The 18,050-nt window shown below is 64.0% G+C and carries 11 protein-coding genes; 2 read left to right on the top strand and 9 right to left on the bottom strand.

Going from position 1 to position 18,050, the window contains the following annotated elements:
* Positions 1–49: 49 nt before the first annotated feature.
* Positions 50–2,431, bottom strand: coding sequence for a phosphoenolpyruvate synthase (gene ppsA, locus K426_RS19065; RefSeq protein ID WP_021243110.1), 2,382 nt, complete (start codon positions 2,429–2,431; stop codon positions 50–52).
* Between the two features lie 548 nt (positions 2,432–2,979).
* Here ppsA and K426_RS19055 point away from each other — a divergent pair.
* A complete protein-coding gene (locus tag K426_RS19055; RefSeq protein WP_021243113.1) occupies positions 2,980–4,236 on the top strand; it encodes an IS701 family transposase in 1,257 nt (418 codons plus the stop codon).
* Between the two features lie 280 nt (positions 4,237–4,516).
* Here the strand turns inward: K426_RS19055 and K426_RS19050 are convergent, their stop codons facing one another.
* The 4 genes from K426_RS19050 to K426_RS33120 form a co-directional block, all read right to left on the bottom strand.
* Positions 4,517–5,824 (bottom strand): McrC family protein, encoded by a 1,308-nt coding sequence (locus K426_RS19050; protein WP_082748709.1) that lies wholly within the window; start codon positions 5,822–5,824, stop codon positions 4,517–4,519.
* The gene (locus K426_RS19045; protein ID WP_021688147.1) at positions 5,821–8,673 is read right to left on the bottom strand and encodes an AAA family ATPase; all 2,853 of its coding nucleotides are present in this window, start codon (positions 8,671–8,673) and stop codon (positions 5,821–5,823) included. Before K426_RS19045 ends, K426_RS19050 begins: the two co-directional genes overlap by 4 nt.
* Before the next feature lie 684 nt (positions 8,674–9,357).
* Entirely contained in the window at positions 9,358–10,086 is a 729-nt protein-coding gene (locus K426_RS19040) for a helix-turn-helix transcriptional regulator (protein WP_021243116.1), read from the bottom strand.
* Positions 10,087–10,312: 226 nt separating this feature from the next.
* Entirely contained in the window at positions 10,313–10,882 is a 570-nt protein-coding gene (locus K426_RS33120) for a superoxide dismutase family protein (protein WP_373280335.1), read from the bottom strand.
* On the opposite strand from K426_RS33120, the gene K426_RS33115 reads away from it, so the two are divergent.
* Positions 10,823–11,386, top strand: a complete 564-nt coding sequence (locus K426_RS33115) for a GTP-binding protein (protein ID WP_171905943.1) — start codon at positions 10,823–10,825, stop codon at positions 11,384–11,386. The two genes, K426_RS33120 and K426_RS33115, sit on opposite strands and share 60 nt — an antisense overlap.
* Positions 11,387–11,630: 244 nt before the next feature.
* Here K426_RS33115 and K426_RS19030 read toward each other — a convergent pair whose 3' ends face one another.
* Genes K426_RS19030 through K426_RS19015 form a run of 4 tightly spaced genes read right to left on the bottom strand, consistent with a single transcriptional unit; the run spans position 11,631 to position 17,925 of the window.
* Positions 11,631–12,188, bottom strand: a complete 558-nt coding sequence (locus K426_RS19030) for a lytic transglycosylase domain-containing protein (RefSeq protein ID WP_021688150.1) — start codon at positions 12,186–12,188, stop codon at positions 11,631–11,633.
* Positions 12,185–12,775, bottom strand: coding sequence for a restriction endonuclease (locus K426_RS19025; protein WP_021688151.1), 591 nt, complete (start codon positions 12,773–12,775; stop codon positions 12,185–12,187). The genes K426_RS19030 and K426_RS19025 overlap by 4 nt, the downstream gene beginning before the upstream one ends.
* Before the next feature lie 9 nt (positions 12,776–12,784).
* Entirely contained in the window at positions 12,785–15,778 is a 2,994-nt protein-coding gene (gene mobF, locus K426_RS19020) for a MobF family relaxase (protein WP_021243121.1), read from the bottom strand.
* Positions 15,775–17,925, bottom strand: coding sequence for a type IV secretion system DNA-binding domain-containing protein (locus K426_RS19015; RefSeq protein WP_021243122.1), 2,151 nt, complete (start codon positions 17,923–17,925; stop codon positions 15,775–15,777). The genes mobF and K426_RS19015 overlap by 4 nt, the downstream gene beginning before the upstream one ends.
* Positions 17,926–18,050: the final 125 nt, after the last annotated feature.

Here is an 18,050-nt window from a genome sequence, read left to right as displayed (position 1 = left end):
GGTAGACGCAATTTCCTGTACCTCGCATCAGTGTCATTTCACCCGGCGCTCAGCCCGACTGTCCCTCCGCCTCCGCGACGGCCTTGATCGTTCGCACGAAGCTGTCGGGATTGAGCGACATGGAATCGATACCCTCCGAAACCAGGAACGCCGCAAAGTCCGGATGGTTGCTCGGCCCCTGGCCGCATATGCCGATCTTGATGCCCGCCGCGTGCGCGTTGCGAATGGCTTCCGAGATCATGCGGGTGACGGCTTCGTCTCTTTCATCGAAGAGATTGGCCAGAATCCCGGAATCGCGGTCGACACCCAACACAAGCTGGGTGAGGTCGTTGGAGCCGATGGAAAATCCGTCGAAGCGCGTAGCGAACTGCTCGGCGAGAATGACGTTCGAGGGTATCTCGCACATCATGTAGATTTGCAGCCCATTCTCCCCGCGGCGCAAACCGTTCTCGGCCATCGCTTCGAGCACGCGATCCGCCTCGGCCGGCGTGCGGCAGAAGGGGACCATGACGATGACGTTCGAGAAGCCCAGTTCCTCCCGGACCCGCTTGAGCGCGCGGCATTCGAGAGCGAAGCCTTCGCGATACCGTTCATCGTAATAGCGCGAGGCGCCGCGGAAGCCGAGCATCGGATTCTCCTCATCCGGCTCGAAGGCGTCGCCGCCCACAAGGTGCGCATATTCGTTCGTTTTGAAATCGCTCAGGCGCACGATGGCGGGGTGCGGGTAATAGGGACTTGCAAGCTTCGCGATGCCGCGCGCGAGGACATCGACAAAAAACTCCGATGGGTCGGAATACCCCTTGGTCAGATCGCGTATTTGCCGCTGAGCTTCAGCGCTCACGCGATCCGGGTGAACCAGTGCCATCGGATGCACCTTGATATGCGCGTTGATGATGAACTCCATGCGCGCAAGGCCGACCCCTCGGGCAGGAAGCCGCCACCACTGGAATGCCGCCGCCGGGTTCGCGATATTGACCATGATGTCCGTCCGGGTGGCCGGCAGGGAGCCGATATCCACGTCCGTCACGGAAAAATCGAGTATGCTGGCGTAGATTGTTCCGACGTCACCGTTAGCGCAGCTGATCGTGATCTCGCTGTTCTCGGCAATGATCTCGGTCGCGTTTCCGGTGCCGACGATTGCGGGAACACCGAGTTCGCGGCTGACGATGGCGGCGTGGCTGGTGGTGCCGCCATGATTGGTCACGATCCCCGCCGCGCGTTTCATGACCGGAACCCAATCGGGGTCGGTCGTCTCAGTGATGAGAATAGACCCGTCCCGGAACTGGGCGATGTCGGCGGCGGTCCGGATGACACAAGCCTTGCCAGCAGCGATGGCTGTTCCCACCGCCGCGCCCGTCAATAGCGGGTCGCCTTTCTCCTTGAGGCGGTAATGCCGGAATGTCGAGGTGCTGGCCTGGGCCTGAACCGTTTCGGGGCGTGCCTGGACGATGTAGAGTTCACCAGTCTCGCCGTCCTTCGCCCATTCCATGTCCATGGGACGCTGGTAATGGTCCTCGATCGCCACGGCCCACCGGGCGAGCTGGACGATATCGCTGTTATCGAGAACGAAGCTCTGACGCTCCTGCTCGGTTGTCTCGACGATCCTCGTACGGTGGCTTCCGCCTTCCCCATAGACCATGCGGAACGCCTTGCCGCCCAACTCCTTGTCGATGATCGGTTCGGTCCCCGGCTGCGCGAGAAGCGGTTTGAATACGACATATCTGTCCGGGTTTACGCTCCCCTGGACGACGGTCTCACCCAGCCCCCAGGCGGCGCTGATGACGATAGCATTTGGAAAGCCGGTTTCGGTATCGATCGAGAACATGACGCCCGATCCGCACAGGTCCGAACGGACCATCTGCTGAATGCCGATCGACAGCGCAACCTCGAGATGATCGAAGCCTTTCGCATCGCGGTAACTGATCGCGCGATCGGTGAACAGCGAGGCGAAGCATCGACGACAGGCCGCCAGAAGTGCGGCCCGGCCCCGGACATTGAGGAAGGTTTCCTGCTGGCCCGCGAAGCTCGCATCCGGCAGATCTTCGGCGGTCGCGCTGCTGCGCACGGCAACGGCGGGACGCTCTGTGCCGGTACGCCGGCCAAGTTCCGCATAAGCGGACACAATCTCCTCGGCGATATGGGAGGGCATTTCCGCTTCCAGAAACAGACTCCTTATAGCCTGCCCCGCTTCCTGAAGGGTGCATCCGCCGGAGTGGAAGGCGGAGAGATGTTCCGTAATGCGGGGTGCAAGCTCATTGTCGTGAACGAACGCCCTGTAAGCGTCCGCAGTGGTGGCAAAGCCAGAGGGCACCTTCACGCCCTTCTGAGCGAGGGCCGCGGTCATCTCGCCTAAAGACGCGTTCTTGCCGCCTACGGCCGGCACATCAGCGATACCGATGTCTTCGAACCACAAAATCATCGGCTTGGACATAGCTCATCTCCAGCTTGCGTAAGGTGCCAGAGGCCGCCTCAAGGTTTCACCCAGCCACCTCTTTTGTGGTCACCATCACCGCGCCGACTGGCAACGTCACTACGTAAGGCTCCTGAGTGTATCGATGGACTTCAGCTCGATCATCAGATTGACCGGATCAGCTCCGGCCGGATGGCCCAAGATCGAGAGCAGGTCATGGGCAACACAAATGCATGATCATTCCGCTGCGGGCGCGGGCGTCATACTCATCCCAAATGTTTTCAATTGATCGCCCAGTCTCTCAATATCGCAGCCGCTTTATCTCAAGAATATCTCAAGAATCGGCTTGCCGAGATCATACAGGACATAGTTCTGCGGTTATTCCAGGTGGCGATGTTGAGCGTCTCATCGAGATTCGATGAGGGGATCTGCGCCGCTTCGATGCGCCTGCGCAGAACCTTCAGGGCTCGCGCGATCTCTAGCACTACTTTGGCAGAAGTGTAATTTTTGGGATTCCCCTTCGGAGGAATGCGTGATTCATAGGGAGCCAGCTTTTGTGGAGGCTGGCGATGGAAGAGGATTGGCGGCGGGACCTCGAACAGTGGCTTGAGCCGTATTTGCAGGCTCTGGCCAACAAGACGCGGCGGCGGATGTGTCCGGCTTATATCGCCGGATTGATAGGCCCGGGCGATCGCAAGAGTATCCAGCCGATGGCAGCACGCATCGACGCGCTCAGCTATGACCGGCTACACCATTTCGTCGGAGCAGGGATCTGGGACAGCGCGCCGCTGGAGGCGACGTTGTGGCGACAGGCTGATGAGCTGGTCGGCGGCGACAAGGCCTGGCTTATCATCGACGACACAGCGCTACCCAAGAAGGGCAAGGCCTCGGTCGGTGTCGCGCCGCAATACGCCACGGTGTTGGGCAAGAACGCCAACTGCCAGACCTTGGTATCGGTGACGTTGGCCTCGGGAGAAGTTCCGGTCATGCTGGGTTTGCGGCTGTTCCTGCCGGAAAGCTGGACCAGCGACACTGCACGGATGGCCAAGGCGGCTGTGCCCGAAGCATTTCGGGCCTATCGCACAAAGCCTGACATCGCGATTGAGGAGATCGACCGCATCATCGCTGCCGGCGTGCGCTTTGGCTGCGTCCTGGCCGATGCCGGTTATGGCCTGTCCGCACCGTTCCGGCAGGCGCTCAGCGCACGGGGCCTCTGCTGGGCGGTCGGCATCCCCCGCCACCAGAAGGTCTATCCCTCAGACGTGCAGTTGATCTTCCCGGTGGCGGGACGTGGACGACCGCGTGTCCGGCACGTACCCGACGTCAAATCCCTGGCCGCCCATACCATGCTGGAGGAGGCGAAGTGGCGGAAGATCAGTTGGCGCCGCGGAACCAAAGGCCGTCTGAGCGCCCGCTTCGCTGTCATGCGCGTGCGGATCGCTGATGGCGCGCCACAGCGGATCGGTGCTGCTGGCGCACAGCACATGCCAGGCGAAGAGGCTTGGCTGGTGGGCGAGCATCGCTCCAGCGGCGAGCGAAAATACTATCTTTCCAACCTTCCCGCCGACACGCCAGCCAAAGATGTCGCCGGCGCCATCAAGGCGCGCTGGGTCTGCGAACAGGCGCATCAGCAACTCAAGGAAGAACTTGGTCTCGACCATTTCGAGGGCCGCTCGTGGACCGGGCTGCATCGCCATGCGCTCATGACAATGATCGCCTATGCCTTCCTGCAAACACGAAGGCTCGCTCAGACGGGGCGGAAAAAAAAGAGTCTCCGGTCCGCCCCCTCAGCCGAGCCTACCGGCTGTACGCCAAGCTATCCTTGACCGCTTATCGCGCGCGCCGCCGCGCCATTGCCCTCATTGCGGAGGATGCCTGGCAACTGCACATCCTGCAATTCTGCCAAAGTAGTGCTAGGCTGACATTTCCATGAAACATTGTCCCTCCTCGTGGCCACCCTATCGCGCCATTGCCTGCCTGTCGTCAGTTTCACCGATCAGCAGATCACAGGCCGTCCACCAAGCCTGCCAAGCTGTGCAAGTCCGCCAGCCCCATCGAAGGAGTACACTGACGCAAGCCCGACCAGATTTGTGACGGCGCCGATGGTCACGTCGCCAAAGGCGAAAGCATCCCAGCAACCAACCCGGAAAGCCCGGTTCGTGCGTCATCCAGGCTGCCCGACATATCGACCTGCCCCAACACGAGTAATTCCCTGCCGCCATCCATACCGAACTCCCGCACCACGGCGCCTCCCGATCCCGGACGCGCGGGATAGAGGAGCATCAGGCGGTCGCAGCGGTAGAGCCGCGCATAGGCCATCATCTGGTAGACATCGGCCTGGCCGACGCCCTTGCGGCGATCGAGCGGATCTCCGCTCAGAGACTTCCACTTGGTATCGACGATGGCCACCACCTCGCCGTCCCGGCGCAGCAGGATGTCGGGCCGCGTCTGGAACAGGTGCCCCGTGCAATCCTCGTCCCCACGCCAGTCGCCCAGGCAATAGCGCAGGCCGCCCTGCGCGACGACATCGATGCCGCTGCCGGCAAGATCCTGGCGAAGCAGCGCGGCGACCGCAGCTTCGAACAGGTCGTTCATCGCGAACAGCAGCGCAACACCCTCCCCGCCGCCGGCGCTCGCCGAGGTCGATTGCCAGTCGCGCCTCACAAGCAGACGGGCGAGGGCGAACAGGCTCTCCCAGCGCCGGTTGGTCCGATCTATACTGACCCGATCCCACGGCAATGACGACAGGGGGATATCGGAGACGCCGGCGAGCACGAAACGAAGCTCATCCAGCAGCCGCTGGGTGTCGGGCGCGCGGCTCAGCCGGCGCAGCGCAAGCACGGCCGCTTTCATGACCTGCAGCAGCGGAAGATCGCTCGAGAGCTGATCGTACCGGCAGGGGAGCCGATCGGGCCGGACCGCATGATGCGTGAACTGCCGGGTGACATCGAGACGCCCCCGCAACGCCGACAGATCGTCCTCATGCGGCAGATAGCGCCGCGGGAGGCCTCGCCGGGTTTCGACAAGGAGCCGGTCGGCGAATATCCTGATGAGAATCTCGAGCAGATTCCCGGCCCCCCACCCCATCGCCGTCGCGGCGCCGGCGCCGATGTCGAGACCCAGGGCGAGGTCGAGGAGCGCGACCAGCCGCCGGCGGACCGTGGGCATGTCCTCGTGCGGCGCGTCGGGATCGACCTTGGGCAGGATTTCGAGGCTGCATCCCGGCGCGGCAAGCACTCCGACCATCTGGCGGGCCTGCAGGTAATGACGATGGTCGGAGACGATCCCCGATCCATCCGCGCCGCCAAGCGGATGCCCCCTCGCCGCGGCGACAAGCGCCTCGGCCTGCGCGACGGAGAAACCTTGCGGGCCAACCGGCGCCCGGCCCCATTCGGGAACCGCAAGATGCGTCACGCCGTTTGCGGTGCCGGATTATCGGCCACGCCGTCCTGTGCCGCGGCAACCTTCCCGACCAGCGCCTCATAGGCATCGTCTGCGAAGGGCACGCGCACGAACCAGCTCTTGCGCTCCAGCCCGTCGATTCCCGGCGGCGCCTTCAGCACGCGCTGACCGATGAAGCCACTCCCGAGCACCGCATGGATCCGTCCCCAGTCCTCGAAGAAATACTCCTGGAGCAATGGAATGATCTTGTCGCGCATGACCGCGTCGACATCGGTGCGCGACGCGCAATGCATGAAGAAGGCGTGGCCGATGCGATGCTCGCGATCGACCAGATATTCGATCCGCTCGTTGATGGTTTCGAGAGCCTCCCGAAGCGGCACGGCGGAACGCCCCTCCGCGTCCACGAGCAGTTCGGGGTCTGGCGCGACCTCCCGGAAGGTGAAGCGCCGACGCAGCGCGGTGTCGAGCAAGGCGATGGACCGGTCCGCCGTGTTCATCGTGCCAAGGATGTGCAGGTTGGCCGGCACCCCGAACGGGGCCTTGGAGTAAGGCAGGCGGACGGTCAGGCCATTGCCCATGCCGAGCCGCTTGTCGGGTTCGATCAGCGTGATCAGCTCTCCGAACACCTTGGAGATGTTGGCGCGGTTGATCTCGTCGATGATCAGGACATGGCCTTCGGGCGTCCCCGTCCCGCTCCCGTCGTCGCCGGTCGCCACCGTCTGTTCAAGACCGTCCCAATTCACATGACGGCTGTCCATCTGGTAGACCGAGACCTGGCTCAGCTCCTTATTGTAGACCTGCTCGCGGGGCAGGCTTTCGTCGCTGTGCCAGAGCCAGCGAACCGCCCGGCGATGGTTGTATTCGCCGTTCACGCCGGGCACGAACCGATAGGGTCCGGTGACTTCGCCGATCGCACGGAACTTGCGGTTGCCGTCGGAGACGACGACCAGCGATCCGATCTCCATGTTGATGCGGAAGGTGAACATCTGCGACATGTTCGGGTCGTTGCCGCTGGCGTCGGGATGATCCTGCCGCCACCGCTCCTTGATCGCGTCCCATTGATCGTAGCGCGGATCGGACCAGTCGACGTCGCCGCCCCAGCCGAGGACCACATAGCCCTCGCGAATGGCTTCCTGGTAGATGAGGTCGTCACGTGACGACCAGCTCCGGCCGAGCGACATCTTGAACACCTTGCGGCTGCGATCGATTACGGCCCGGTCGCCCTGCCCCACCTTGCCGCGGTTGCTCCCGGCAACATCGGCGATCCGCTTGAAGATCCCGTCCTGGGGCTGAAGGCTGAAGCCGGCGGGCGCATCGGCGCCATCCTCGCCCTCGCCCGACACGGGACGCAGGCCTTCGACGAAATCCTCGTAGCTGAAATTCTGATGGAAGGTGACGAACTCGATGCGGCCCTTCTGGCTCAGTGCGCGATAAAGCGACATCAGCTCGTCACGGTCCTCCGGGACCGCCTCACCGCACAGGCGCACGGCCTCCCGCGCAGTCTCATAGGTCTTGCCCGTCCCCGGAGGGCCGTAGAGGATGAGGTTGGTCGGCATGGTCATTCTCTTTCTCGTTCCAGCCCGATCGGCCGGTTTCTCCTCGACGGGCGGCAAACGCTCCTGGCAGGTTTCCCAGATGAAGCCCTGCACGTCCCACAGGTCGCGCGGCCTCCAGCCCCATTCCTCCTCCATGATCGCGAAGATGCGCCTCGCCAGATCCAGCACCGCCGCCAGTTCCGCCGCACCGAGAGGCTGGGCGCCAAAAGCGGGGGAGCCCATCAGCATCCGCGCGGCATTGTCGGTGGGTCTCGAGCGAATGCCGAGCATCGCCCGTGGATCGACCAGGGCCCGGATCATCGTGGGGATCGTGCGGCTTTCCGCCAGAGGCCGGCTTGTCGTCCATTTCTCGCAGAGATGAGGCCAGATGCGCTCGGCGCATTCGGTCACCGCAGCGATCGCATCGGGCGCGCGCGCCAGCTTGCCAGCGGACTCTTCCATCACGCCCGGGTCGCTCGCGCGGATATCGGCGACCATCCTGGCCACGCGCCAGTCGAGCAGGTTGCTCTCAAGCCCGGCCTTGCCCGACGCGAGATCGAGCAGAGCAGCGCCAAGCACCGCATCGTCGGACGAGCGATGTTCCTCCATCATTTCTTCGGCGCGAATGAGAAGCGCGCGCTTGTAGTTATCCTCGGCCGATGCATAGCTTGCACTGTCGCCGAAATCCCGAAAGTCGGGATGCTTCTCGACGAACAGCTTCCGCAGGCGCTCAAGCATGCTTCGGTCGAAGCGGGTCAGCGTGTAGCGGAAAATCGTGAACGGGCTGTCGTTCTTGCCCGTCCGCACCGGCGGCGGAACATCGGCGAGCGCCTGCATCTTGGGACCGGCAAGGGCCTGGCAGATATTCTTGTAGTGGTTCTTGAGCTCGAGCGCGGCGTTGATCTCGCGGACGGGGATCTCCACAATGGCCTCGCCCGCCCCGCGCGCCGGCGCAAAATAATGCTCCATCGCATGCCGGCGAACCCGGTCGGCGTCTCCCTGCTCTTCCCCCGCCTCGCCCCGGCAAAATTCCCGATAGGCCTCCGCACCCCGCAAGGCCGTTCGCAACCGCTCATCATAATTGTTCGAACGCGGAACCAGCACGGCAGGCGGCGTATTGTGCGGCAGATCGTCGATCGATTGCCGCAGCGCCGCGAGCAGCGCCTCCATCGCGTCGCGTTCATAGGCCTGGTCCAGATCCCGGTCGACCAAGCCATAGTCGGGCATCGCCGCCTCGACCCGGCGCATCCGGCTGATGTCGCTGGTTACCGAATGCTCGGCATAGCCCTTGGCCATCAGCCACGCTCGAAATTCGTTCTCTCTCACTGTTCCTCCGGCCAGACCCGACTGTCACGCCGCAACGATCCATTAAGCATCGTCTGTTCACATTCCGTAAAGCGCCCACGAATGTGGTGCCGCAATGGCGGCCGAAACCAGTCCGCTGACCCAGGGTTCACCAAACGCCCGACCTCTTTTGCGGGCACCGCGCCCCTCGCAGATGGATACTAACGATTTCTCGCGCCAGCGAGCAGCAGGGCGTTTGTCGTCCGCGGATGCGCCGCGATCACTTGGGTCGCCCATTGTCAGTATCTCACGGATCATTCACGCCGCGGCAGCCGCGTTTCAAGCCTCAGGCGCCACCCTGGCAGCCTGCGTCTCCGCACAAGCTGCATCCAGGCTACTACTCCGTCCACACTTCCGCGCAGGCGCTGGAGGACGGCGAACGATGCATCGCTGAATTGGGGTGGAAGCTGCAAAGCGCAGGTGGCCAGCGCACAACCTTAGGTACGATCCCAGTGTTCGCTGAAAAGGGTTGACCTCGGAGGGCAGATGCAGCGAACGGGCTGCCTGCCCAGCCTTGGAGGCCAGCATTGAAAGCTATTCAACCGCTTGTATTCATCGCCCAAAACTACTTCACCAAGTTCCCGCAGCTTGCCGCAAACACGTCCGGACCAAACCGCCGACGCATGTGGTTTGCGACCTTCTTCGCATAGGGTCAACGATAATAAGTCAGTTCATCGGTATCTGGGCGTCAACAATAGCGCGAGCGACGAGCTCGGAGCGCCGGAAAACACCGTAGCGTTGCTTGGCTCTGGATATGAAATACCGCACCGAGGTCTGAGCAATTCCGAGGATCTCGCCGATCTCCCAGTCGGTCTTGCCGAGCGCGATCAGCGCAGTGCATTCGGCCTCGCGGCGCGTAAGCCGAGGAACATTGCGGCCTTGCATGGCGTGATGAAGATAAAGGCCAGTCTTGAACGCGAAGCCTGCGACGATCTGGAGCGTGGTCATCAAAGACGGTGTGATCGCGATCGGCGTCGGGCGGGAAAAGGTACAGGATGCGTATGTCTCGCTCGGTATGTGCAGCGGCACAGTGATGCCGTGAATGATCCCGTAGCCCTGCGCTTCCTCGAAAAGGGCATGCTGGTGATCGGCAAGCTCGACGTAGTTGGTGATCTCGTCCCAGCCGAACGGTCGGTCGAGTTGATAGCTTACCTCATATACCGGATCGATGATGAAATAGTGGTTCTCGATGTAGGATTGGACGAATTCCGCAGGATAGTTAGTGACAACCATAGAACGCTCGACCAGCCGTGGAAGACCGCCATGCTGAACGAGCGCAACAAAGGGGAAGCCCATCTGCCGCGCGGCATCGGCTAGTCCGTCGCGCAGTGCCTCGATCGAGGATGCCCTGTTGAGGCGTGAGAGCGCTTTGCGCAGGTGCGGTCCGACATACATGGCTTCCTCCTCGTCGGGCGCGTGGCTCTTTGTCCGCTCACCCGTTCCTGAAACTAGTCGTGCAATGGGTTCTCCGAGACGGTAGCGTCGGATGTGAGCGGTGAAAGCAAACGCACTGTAATCTGCGCCAAGGATGCCAGATGGGCGCGAAACGCATCGAGCGTCCCGAGGCAATGAGCGGCGATAATCGTCAGCATGGCGTCGGCATAGAACTGGCGGGTACGGGTCATTGAACAAAGATGATTATGGAATGACCGCACAGGCGATTCGCTCGCCGGCGCCCCCCGATCGGTTGCGTCCTATAGTCATCAGGATTGGCGTGGATTACCGGCGCCGACCCGTCCGCATCTTTGAGCGCAGGTCGACCATCGGCACCACTGGCCGAAACCAGCGTGGAGTAGAGCTCGACCGTGACACTGCCGTCTTCCTGCACATGGATATTGGGCAGGTCGCCGGCATCGTTTGCACCCTCGACCCGGAATCCATGCACGATCGGCTTTTCCGAATGGACATGACCACCGGCGCCCTGGAAAGCCGCGTCTCCGCAATCCGCCTTCTCGTGGAAATGGACGCCGTGCCAACCCGGCGGCAAGCCGCGCGCCTCGATCCGAAGCAACGCGCCTTTGGACGCATCGGTAAGGCGAGCGCCGTGTCCGCGGATCAGCTTGCGACCGTCAAGAAACTGATCGCCTCGCTCAATGCGGATGCGCGCATCCTGACCTGCGATCACGGCCGCGTGCCGCTCGACGCCATTCTCGACACCGGGCTGTTCGATGAAGAGAAGGCCGCGCAGCATCCGCTCTGGGCCAAGGAGCTCTACGGCTACGCCAGCCATCAGCCGGAGACCGAGGAATATGGCATCGAAAGCTTCGTCTACCGTGCGCGCGCACCCTTTGACCCAGCGAAGCTCCATGCATTCCTGGTTACGGATGGTCTCGACAATGTCGTGCGCGCCAAGGGGCATTTCTGGCTGGCGACGCGGCCCGAGTGGGTGGGCGAGCTGGCCGTTGCTGGCTCGCAGACGATGACCTCGCGCATGGGGTGCTGGTGGGCGAGCATTCCCAAAAACCAATGGCCCGATGATGATCGCTTCGAGCGGTTTGTCGCGGCCCACTGGGACAATGTGTGGGGCGACCGGCGGCAAGAACTGGTGTTCATCGGGATCGGCATGGACGAAGCCCGCATCCGGCCCCGGCTCGATGAATGCCTGATGCCGGTCCGCACGTTCACCCCGGAACTCTGGATGGGCCTGAGGGATCCATTCCCGTCATGGACGCCCGCCGAGGCCGAGGCCGCCTGACACAGGCGCCCTTGGGCCGGGCCGGAGGCCAGGGTGCCGTGCTGGATGGCAGGAACATATGCTAGTCCGCGCCCGTTGCTGACCAAAGTGACATGAGCCTGCCCGCCCTGATGCTGATTATTTCTACGCCTCCCGATTGCCGGACGAGCCCATTGGAGGATCGAGGGCATTCATAGCCGCACAGTGGAGCCGTGTACGATCCGGTCCGGCGCCACTGCCGACCGCGCTCACGGCCTCATCCACTCTACCTCTTTCGTTCCGAACTACGGGGCGCGAACACATCTCTGCCGTATAACTTGCGCATGTGGGTGGCGACCTTGGAGGCATAACTGCGCTGCCGCCACGCAGTGGGACTGTGGTAGATGCCGACCGCCGCCCAATAATTGCCAGTCGCCTCCAGCCCGGAGAGGAAAATCCAGCGTGCGGCTTCGGCGTTGAAGCAGGCGTCGTAGCGCAGCCAGTGTCGGACCTGATGCTCGGGCCTATCGATTACTCGAGCTAGGCGCGGCACCCACCATGTGTTGATCTGGAGTGGCCCGAGATCGTGCGTTCCGTTGGTATTGGCGACCTCTGCGCCGATCCAGCCCGCCTCTTGCTCGCGCAGGCCCCAGAGCGTCTTTTCGAGCCAGCCATAGCCGCGCGCGGCGACGCGAATGCAGCGAGCGATCTCAGCCGCCTCGCCAGGCGCGCCCGGTTTCGCCAGCGCAGGCGCGGGCGTCAGCGCGGCGGGCAGGAACGCAATCGCCGCGAGCACCGTGCCGAACATCGACTGGCGGTTCGGGCCTCGTCGACGACCGCTCATAGCGGCGTCCGATCACGATAGCTGGACGGTGTGCGTCCGACGCGATCCCGCGGCGAGAAGCGGCCGGGTTCGAAGGGCCCGCCAGTTAGAAGCGCCAGCAATCGCTGTCCCGACACGATCTCGATGCCGTCCGCGCCGGAACAGACTGTGCGGCTCATCCCGCCGGTGCGGCCGGTGTGGACAAACATGCCGCGCCGTTTCCGGGTGGCGCAGAGCATAGCGAACTCACGCACATGCTCGGGCTTGATGGCGTCGCGATAGCGCTTCGCCTGGATCAGCCAGCGCTGGCCATCGATGATGACTTCGCCATCGACCCCGCCGTCCCCGGTATAGCGACGATTGCGGATCACGCGGTGCCCGCGCCGCTCGAAGGCCTCCAGCAGCAATTCCTCGAACGCCAGCGGGTCCATCGCGCGAAGCCGTGCATAATGCAGCGCGGCGGGCTGGTCGCGATCGCGTCCGCATAACTGCTCGCACATCGTGCGCGCCTGTCGCCGTCGCCAGCGATGGGTGATCGGTATGCGATAGCTGCGGTATATCAGGGTAAGCAGAGCGGCACCGAATATCGCGATTAGCAGCTGTTCCATCATTCTCTCCTATCGGTCATGTCCACCACCATGACCGCCATGATCATGCTGCGGTTGGGGATCTGGCCTAGCCTCTGACTGTTGGGCAGGTTCGCGAGCGCCGCCGCGATCGGGCTCCGCCGGTGCGTGCTGACGGTCTCGTTCGATCGTGCCGCGCAGGAAGCGGTCGACCAGCGAAGCAGCCTCCTGCGCGCGGCCGGCGAGTATCTCGGCAAGACTGTTCGGGCGGGGTTCGGAGCGGCCCTGCCGTTTCCGCTCGCGCTGCTCCCGCTCGGCCTTGCGGGCGTCGCGCTCGCGGGCATTCTCCTCGCGGGAGCGGTCGTGCCGGTCCTTGTGGCGAAGTCCCCGCATCTTGTGGCTGTCGGCCCTGATCCGGCCGAGCCCTTCGAGCGACGAGGTCTTCTCGCCCGATCGCGAGGCGAGCTTTTCCGCGAGACGTTGCTGGCTCTCGGTCCAGAGCTTCACGCCATAGGCGGCGCGAGTGATGGCGGTGTAATAGTTCTGACCGTTGACGAGGCCGGATTCCACAGGCGCTAGCGCATAGACGCGGTCATAGGTCTTGGACTGCGACGAATAGACGGTTTCCGAATACCCATGATCCCAGGTCCGGTGGGCCGAGAGATCGACCTGCTGGACGCGCTCGCCGCGGTCCCATCTGATCGTCGCGATATTGCCCTCGAGCGCCAGAACGGTGCCGCGTTCGGCATTCTTGACCTCGAGTTCCTTGTTAACCAGCCGCCACTGGATGCGGTCGCCCTGGGCAAGGTCGCGCTTCTCAGGCAGGAACACATTGACATGCGCCGCCTTGCCGAGGCCCGGACGCCATTCGATCTGGCGGCCATGCTCGTCAACCAGGCGCACGACCTGGCGGCCATGATTGTTCCGGCCGACCCCGACGACGCGATAGTCGGCGTCGCGCGCGATCCCCAGCCCGGGATTGTCGCGCGTGAACTTGAGCACCTGGCCCGCGCTGTAGAAGCGCGCCATCTGCTTTTCCTGGTCGGTCAGGCCGGACGGGGTCAGCACTTCGAGCCGATGGTCTTCGGCCGCGACGGTGCCCTCGCGTTTCAGGACTTCGCGGATATGGCTGTTGACGATCAGACGGGTCGCGTTGTCGAGGACCAGGATATTGGTTTCGTCGCGTGTCTCCGGTTTGAGCCGGGTCCAATCGGCGACCATCGCCTTGGCGAGGTTCTCCGCGGTGTCGCCGGTGGTCACGCGATCCAGCGCGGCGAGCGACGCGGCATAGTCGCCCTTGCGCGCCATGTCCGCGGCCTCCTGCGTCGCGTCGGTCAGGTGGCGCCGCGACTCCTTGAGCTGGCTAGTCGGCAGCCCGAGTTGCTGGAGCAGCCAATAGGCCTTGCCCTGCTCGATCGCGCCCGTCTGCTTATTGTCGCCGAGGAATATGAGACGCGCGCCGGTCGCGCGGCTGATCTCCAGCACGCGCAGCGCCTGGCGGTTGCCGAGCTGGCCCGCCTCGTCGAGCGCGAGAATATGCCTGTCGGTAATGCCATAACCGCCGCTCGCGAGCAGCGAGGCGAGCGTGCGGGATTCGATGCCCGCCTTGTGCCCGAGTTCCGCCGCCGCCGAAGAGGTCGGTGCGAGCGCCACGGTGGTATAGTCGTCGCGGGTCGCATCGACCAACGCGGCGACCAGGGTGGATTTGCCTGCGCCGCCGACACCATGCACGCCGACCGCCCGGTTTGTGCCGCTGCCGATGGCGATCAGCGCGGCCGCCTGTTCGGGCTTCAGCCTGGCGGCCGTCGCAGCCTCTTCCAGCCGTTCACGGGTGGCAACCGGCTTCGCATCGCCCATGGCCAGAGACAGATGCTCGGACAGTGCGAGTTCGAGTTTGGCGGTCCGGCGCGATGTCCGGCCGCGCGGAAGCGGCTGGTCGCCGGTCTGGCGCACCGTGACCAGCAGCTTGCCCTTGTTCTCCTGCGCATCGTAGAGCGGCCGCACGTCGCCCAGGCGGACCTCACCGACATGCGATGCGAGCGCGGTGCGATAGAGACGGCCTATATTGTTGACCGCCTCGCGCGTTTCATTCTGGCGGATGCCGAACAGAGCGGCGCGGCGGGCAACGCGCGGATCGGTCTCGATGGTTCGTTCACCCCGCTCCTGCGCCGCGGCCTGGAGCCTGTCGAGATCTTCACGATAGGGTTCAGCACGCACGCGCCATTGCTCGCGCAGGTCATCGAGGCCGATCGTCTCCTTGGCCTTTCGGGTCGCGAAGAAGGAGATCCGGCGCTGGGCCTGTCCCTCAAGCCCGTGCTCCGCGGCATGCTCGTTGATCTGCTCGGCGCGCTGCGAATAGTCACGGATAAGCTGGCCGGGCATGCCTTCGACCTCGAACAGCCCCTTACGCGGATCGAACACGATCTCATGCCCCAGCGCGCGCACGTCGCGGGCAATCTCGTTGCGATAGATCTGACCCATGACGAGCTGCTCGGCATACATCGAGCGCGTCTCGAGACTCGACATGCGGTCGCCATTGAGATGGTTGGTCATGTTGAGAATGACGACATGGGTATGGAGCTGCGGGTCGTGCTCGCGGCTGGCATATTCGGTGAAACGCGCGAACAGCAGCCGGCCCGTCGTCTCGTGGACGATCTCGCCGTCCACCCGGCGGCGCAGCTCGGCATGTTCCTCGGCATAGGCAAGCGCAACCCCGACCGCCCGCTCGTGCGCGGCAAGGATGCGCTCGTCGCCCGTGACCAGCGCCAGGATCGAGATCGACTTGGGCGCGCTGATCGTGAAATCCCAGCCGGGATGATGCTGGATGCCTTCCTTGCGCCGGCGACCGAGCTGCTGGTCGCCGACCTTGCCGGCGAGCAGTTCCTCGAACTGCTTGGGGTCGACAGGCCCGGACAGGCCGAGGCTGGCGGCGAGCTTGCCGCCCCATTCGGAGGGTTCGTTGCCGCCCTTGGTATAATAGTCGCCGATTGTATAGTAGCGGCCGATATTGGCGGGTGTCCCCTTGAGGCGGCGAGGATGGATCATGCCGGCTTCGCCTTCTCACGCGGGCCTTCGGAACGGCCATGGCTGTCGAGCCGCACACGGATCGTGCCGCGCGTCGCCCCCAACAAGGGGATGGGGGTGGCAACCCTGTTCTCCTCGTCGGGATGATCGTCGATCGGCGCTCCCTCGTCCGTCATGCCGGAATCGCTGTGGTCGGTGGGTCCGAACACCTCATCCTGCGGCACGGCGTCCTGGGGATCCGGCAGGCTGGGCGGCTCCTGGGTCGGCTCCCGCGCCGGCGGGGGATTGGCCTCGCCGGTAAAAAGATCGCCTTGCCCCGTTCCGGGAGACGGCGGCGTGTCCGGATGTCCCGGACCCTGCCCTCGCCTCGCGGCCTCCTCCCGCGCCTGGCGCGCGCGGCGCTCTGCCCACGCCTGGGAGATGATGGCCTTGCCGAGCGGCAGCCTTTTGGGGGGCTCGGTGCGTTCAACGAACGCGGCCGCGATCGAAGGCAGCGGATTGAAGCGATCGGTGAAACGGACGACGGGGAGATTGCGCCCGAAACGGAGGAAACCCGAAAGGTTCGGCAGATGGGTGACCTCGGTGTCCAGAACCAGCGGGCGGGTCACCTGCATGCGACTGAGGTTCACCCCGTCGCGCATGTCATTGACGCCGTAGCTCATCCCCTCGTTGGCTTCGACCTGCTCGACCCGGCCAAGGTTTTTGGAGATAAGTTCCGAGGTGTCGCTATCGTTCGCCCGGAGCGCGACCCAGGTCGAGCAGTAGCCGGTGATGGCCGCCGCATCCTCCTTGCCGTAGGTCGCGGTCAGCTGGGGATAGGACTGGAACCCCAATATGCCGCAGCCGCCATATTTGCGCGCACGGGCGAGGAAGTCGGATAGGCTGGGGAGCTTCTGGAGCGTCGGCAATTCGTCAATGACGCAATAGAGCCGCCGGTCGCGGTCGGGCGTGAGGCTCATGATCGCGCTGATCGCGATGTCGAGCCAGACCGTGATCAGGGGGCGCAGCGAAGGAAGCTGGTCGGCCTTGACGGTGACGAACAGCCAGCTGTCGTCCTTCTCGTCCTCGACCCAACGCCGGATCGAGAAGCCGTCCTCGGTATCGTCGAGATAGGCGAAGCTGCGCATGACCGAGGCAAGCTCGGCCTGGACGCCGGCCGAGGTGCGCTCCCCCTCGGCGGAGATGAAAGCGGCGGCATCGGTGCCCTTCACATAGGCGGCAAGATCGGCGAGCGGGGAACGCAGCACCCGATCAAGCAGGACCGAGATGAGCGTGTGCTTCTGCCGCGCGAGCTTGCGCAGGACCGCGACCAGCGTGCCGCGCGCGGCCTTGCTCCAGAACGGATCGCCATGTTTGTCGGGGATCGTGGATTCCGCGATCTGGTCGTAATGATACTCCCGCGGAACATCGACCCAGGGACTCCAGATGTCGGTGCGCTTGTCGAGCGGGTTGAGCAGGATGTCCCTGCCGGGGCGATAGAATTTCTCGACGAAGCTCCCGGCCGTGTCATAGACGATCGCCCGCTTACCCTGCTTGCGGATGCCTTCGAGCATGGTGGTGATGAGGTTGGTCTTGCCCGTGCCGGGCGCGCCGACCAGCAGGATATGTTCGGGCTCGAAGGCTTCCGGCACGGCGACGCCGCCGATTGTGAGCGCCCCCTTCTTCTGCCCTCGGAGCGCGCGCCGCACTTCCGAGGCCGTCCCGAAGCGGGCGCCGCGCAGATATTCGTTGGAGCCGAGCCCCTTCCCGGTTCGGGTAAAATAGAACCAGGCACTGACCAGTCCGAAGAGGGCGACCACACCGGCAATGGCCGCCCCGTGGATGAGGTCCTTTTCGAGCTTGTGGAGCGCCTGCTTCGCGACACCGGAGTCGGCGAGGGTGTCGGCCGAGGTCCAGTATTGGCGCCCGTCGGGGGTGCGGAACAGCACCGGGTCATTGGTCCCCGGCGCCGCATCCGCCTTGATGGTCGCCTCCACCAGCTTGGCGAGGACGAAGCGCTGATAGTCGGTCGACTTTTCGAACGCATACCAGCCGGTCCCCATCAACCAGAGGATCAGCCCGGCCAGCACGGTCTGGAAAAAGACCTGGGTGGTCATGCGGACATTGTGGACGATCGCCTGCCCGCCCCGCGTCCAGCTCCCCAACGTGTCGTTGCGGAAGATGCTCATGGCCGGCCCCTCCCCCGAACGGCTGGCGGTGCGCTACGGCATGCCCCCCGATTTGGGATGGCCCTGACCGGCAGGGAATAATCGCAGGCAATCGCGCGGCCGGACGGGAAGCCCGCCGAGGGGGA

Source organism: Sphingobium sp. TKS, assembly GCF_001563265.1.
Taxonomy (GTDB): domain Bacteria; phylum Pseudomonadota; class Alphaproteobacteria; order Sphingomonadales; family Sphingomonadaceae; genus Sphingobium.
The sequence above is the reverse complement of the archived record's forward strand: the minus strand, read 5'-3'. Positions and strand labels throughout refer to the sequence as shown.

Coding starts and splice junctions, on each gene's coding strand:
- ppsA (WP_021243110.1), bottom strand. CDS start 2,431: ATGTCCAAGCCGATGATTTTGTGGTTCGAAGACATCGGTATCGCTGAT.
- K426_RS19055 (WP_021243113.1), top strand. CDS start 2,980: ATGGAAGAGGATTGGCGGCGGGACCTCGAACAGTGGCTTGAGCCGTAT.
- K426_RS19040 (WP_021243116.1), bottom strand. CDS start 10,086: ATGTATGTCGGACCGCACCTGCGCAAAGCGCTCTCACGCCTCAACAGG.
- K426_RS33120 (WP_373280335.1), bottom strand. CDS start 10,882: ATGCTGCGCGGCCTTCTCTTCATCGAACAGCCCGGTGTCGAGAATGGC.
- K426_RS19030 (WP_021688150.1), bottom strand. CDS start 12,188: ATGAGCGGTCGTCGACGAGGCCCGAACCGCCAGTCGATGTTCGGCACG.
- K426_RS19025 (WP_021688151.1), bottom strand. CDS start 12,775: ATGGAACAGCTGCTAATCGCGATATTCGGTGCCGCTCTGCTTACCCTG.
- mobF (WP_021243121.1), bottom strand. CDS start 15,778: ATGATCCATCCTCGCCGCCTCAAGGGGACACCCGCCAATATCGGCCGC.
- K426_RS19015 (WP_021243122.1), bottom strand. CDS start 17,925: ATGAGCATCTTCCGCAACGACACGTTGGGGAGCTGGACGCGGGGCGGG.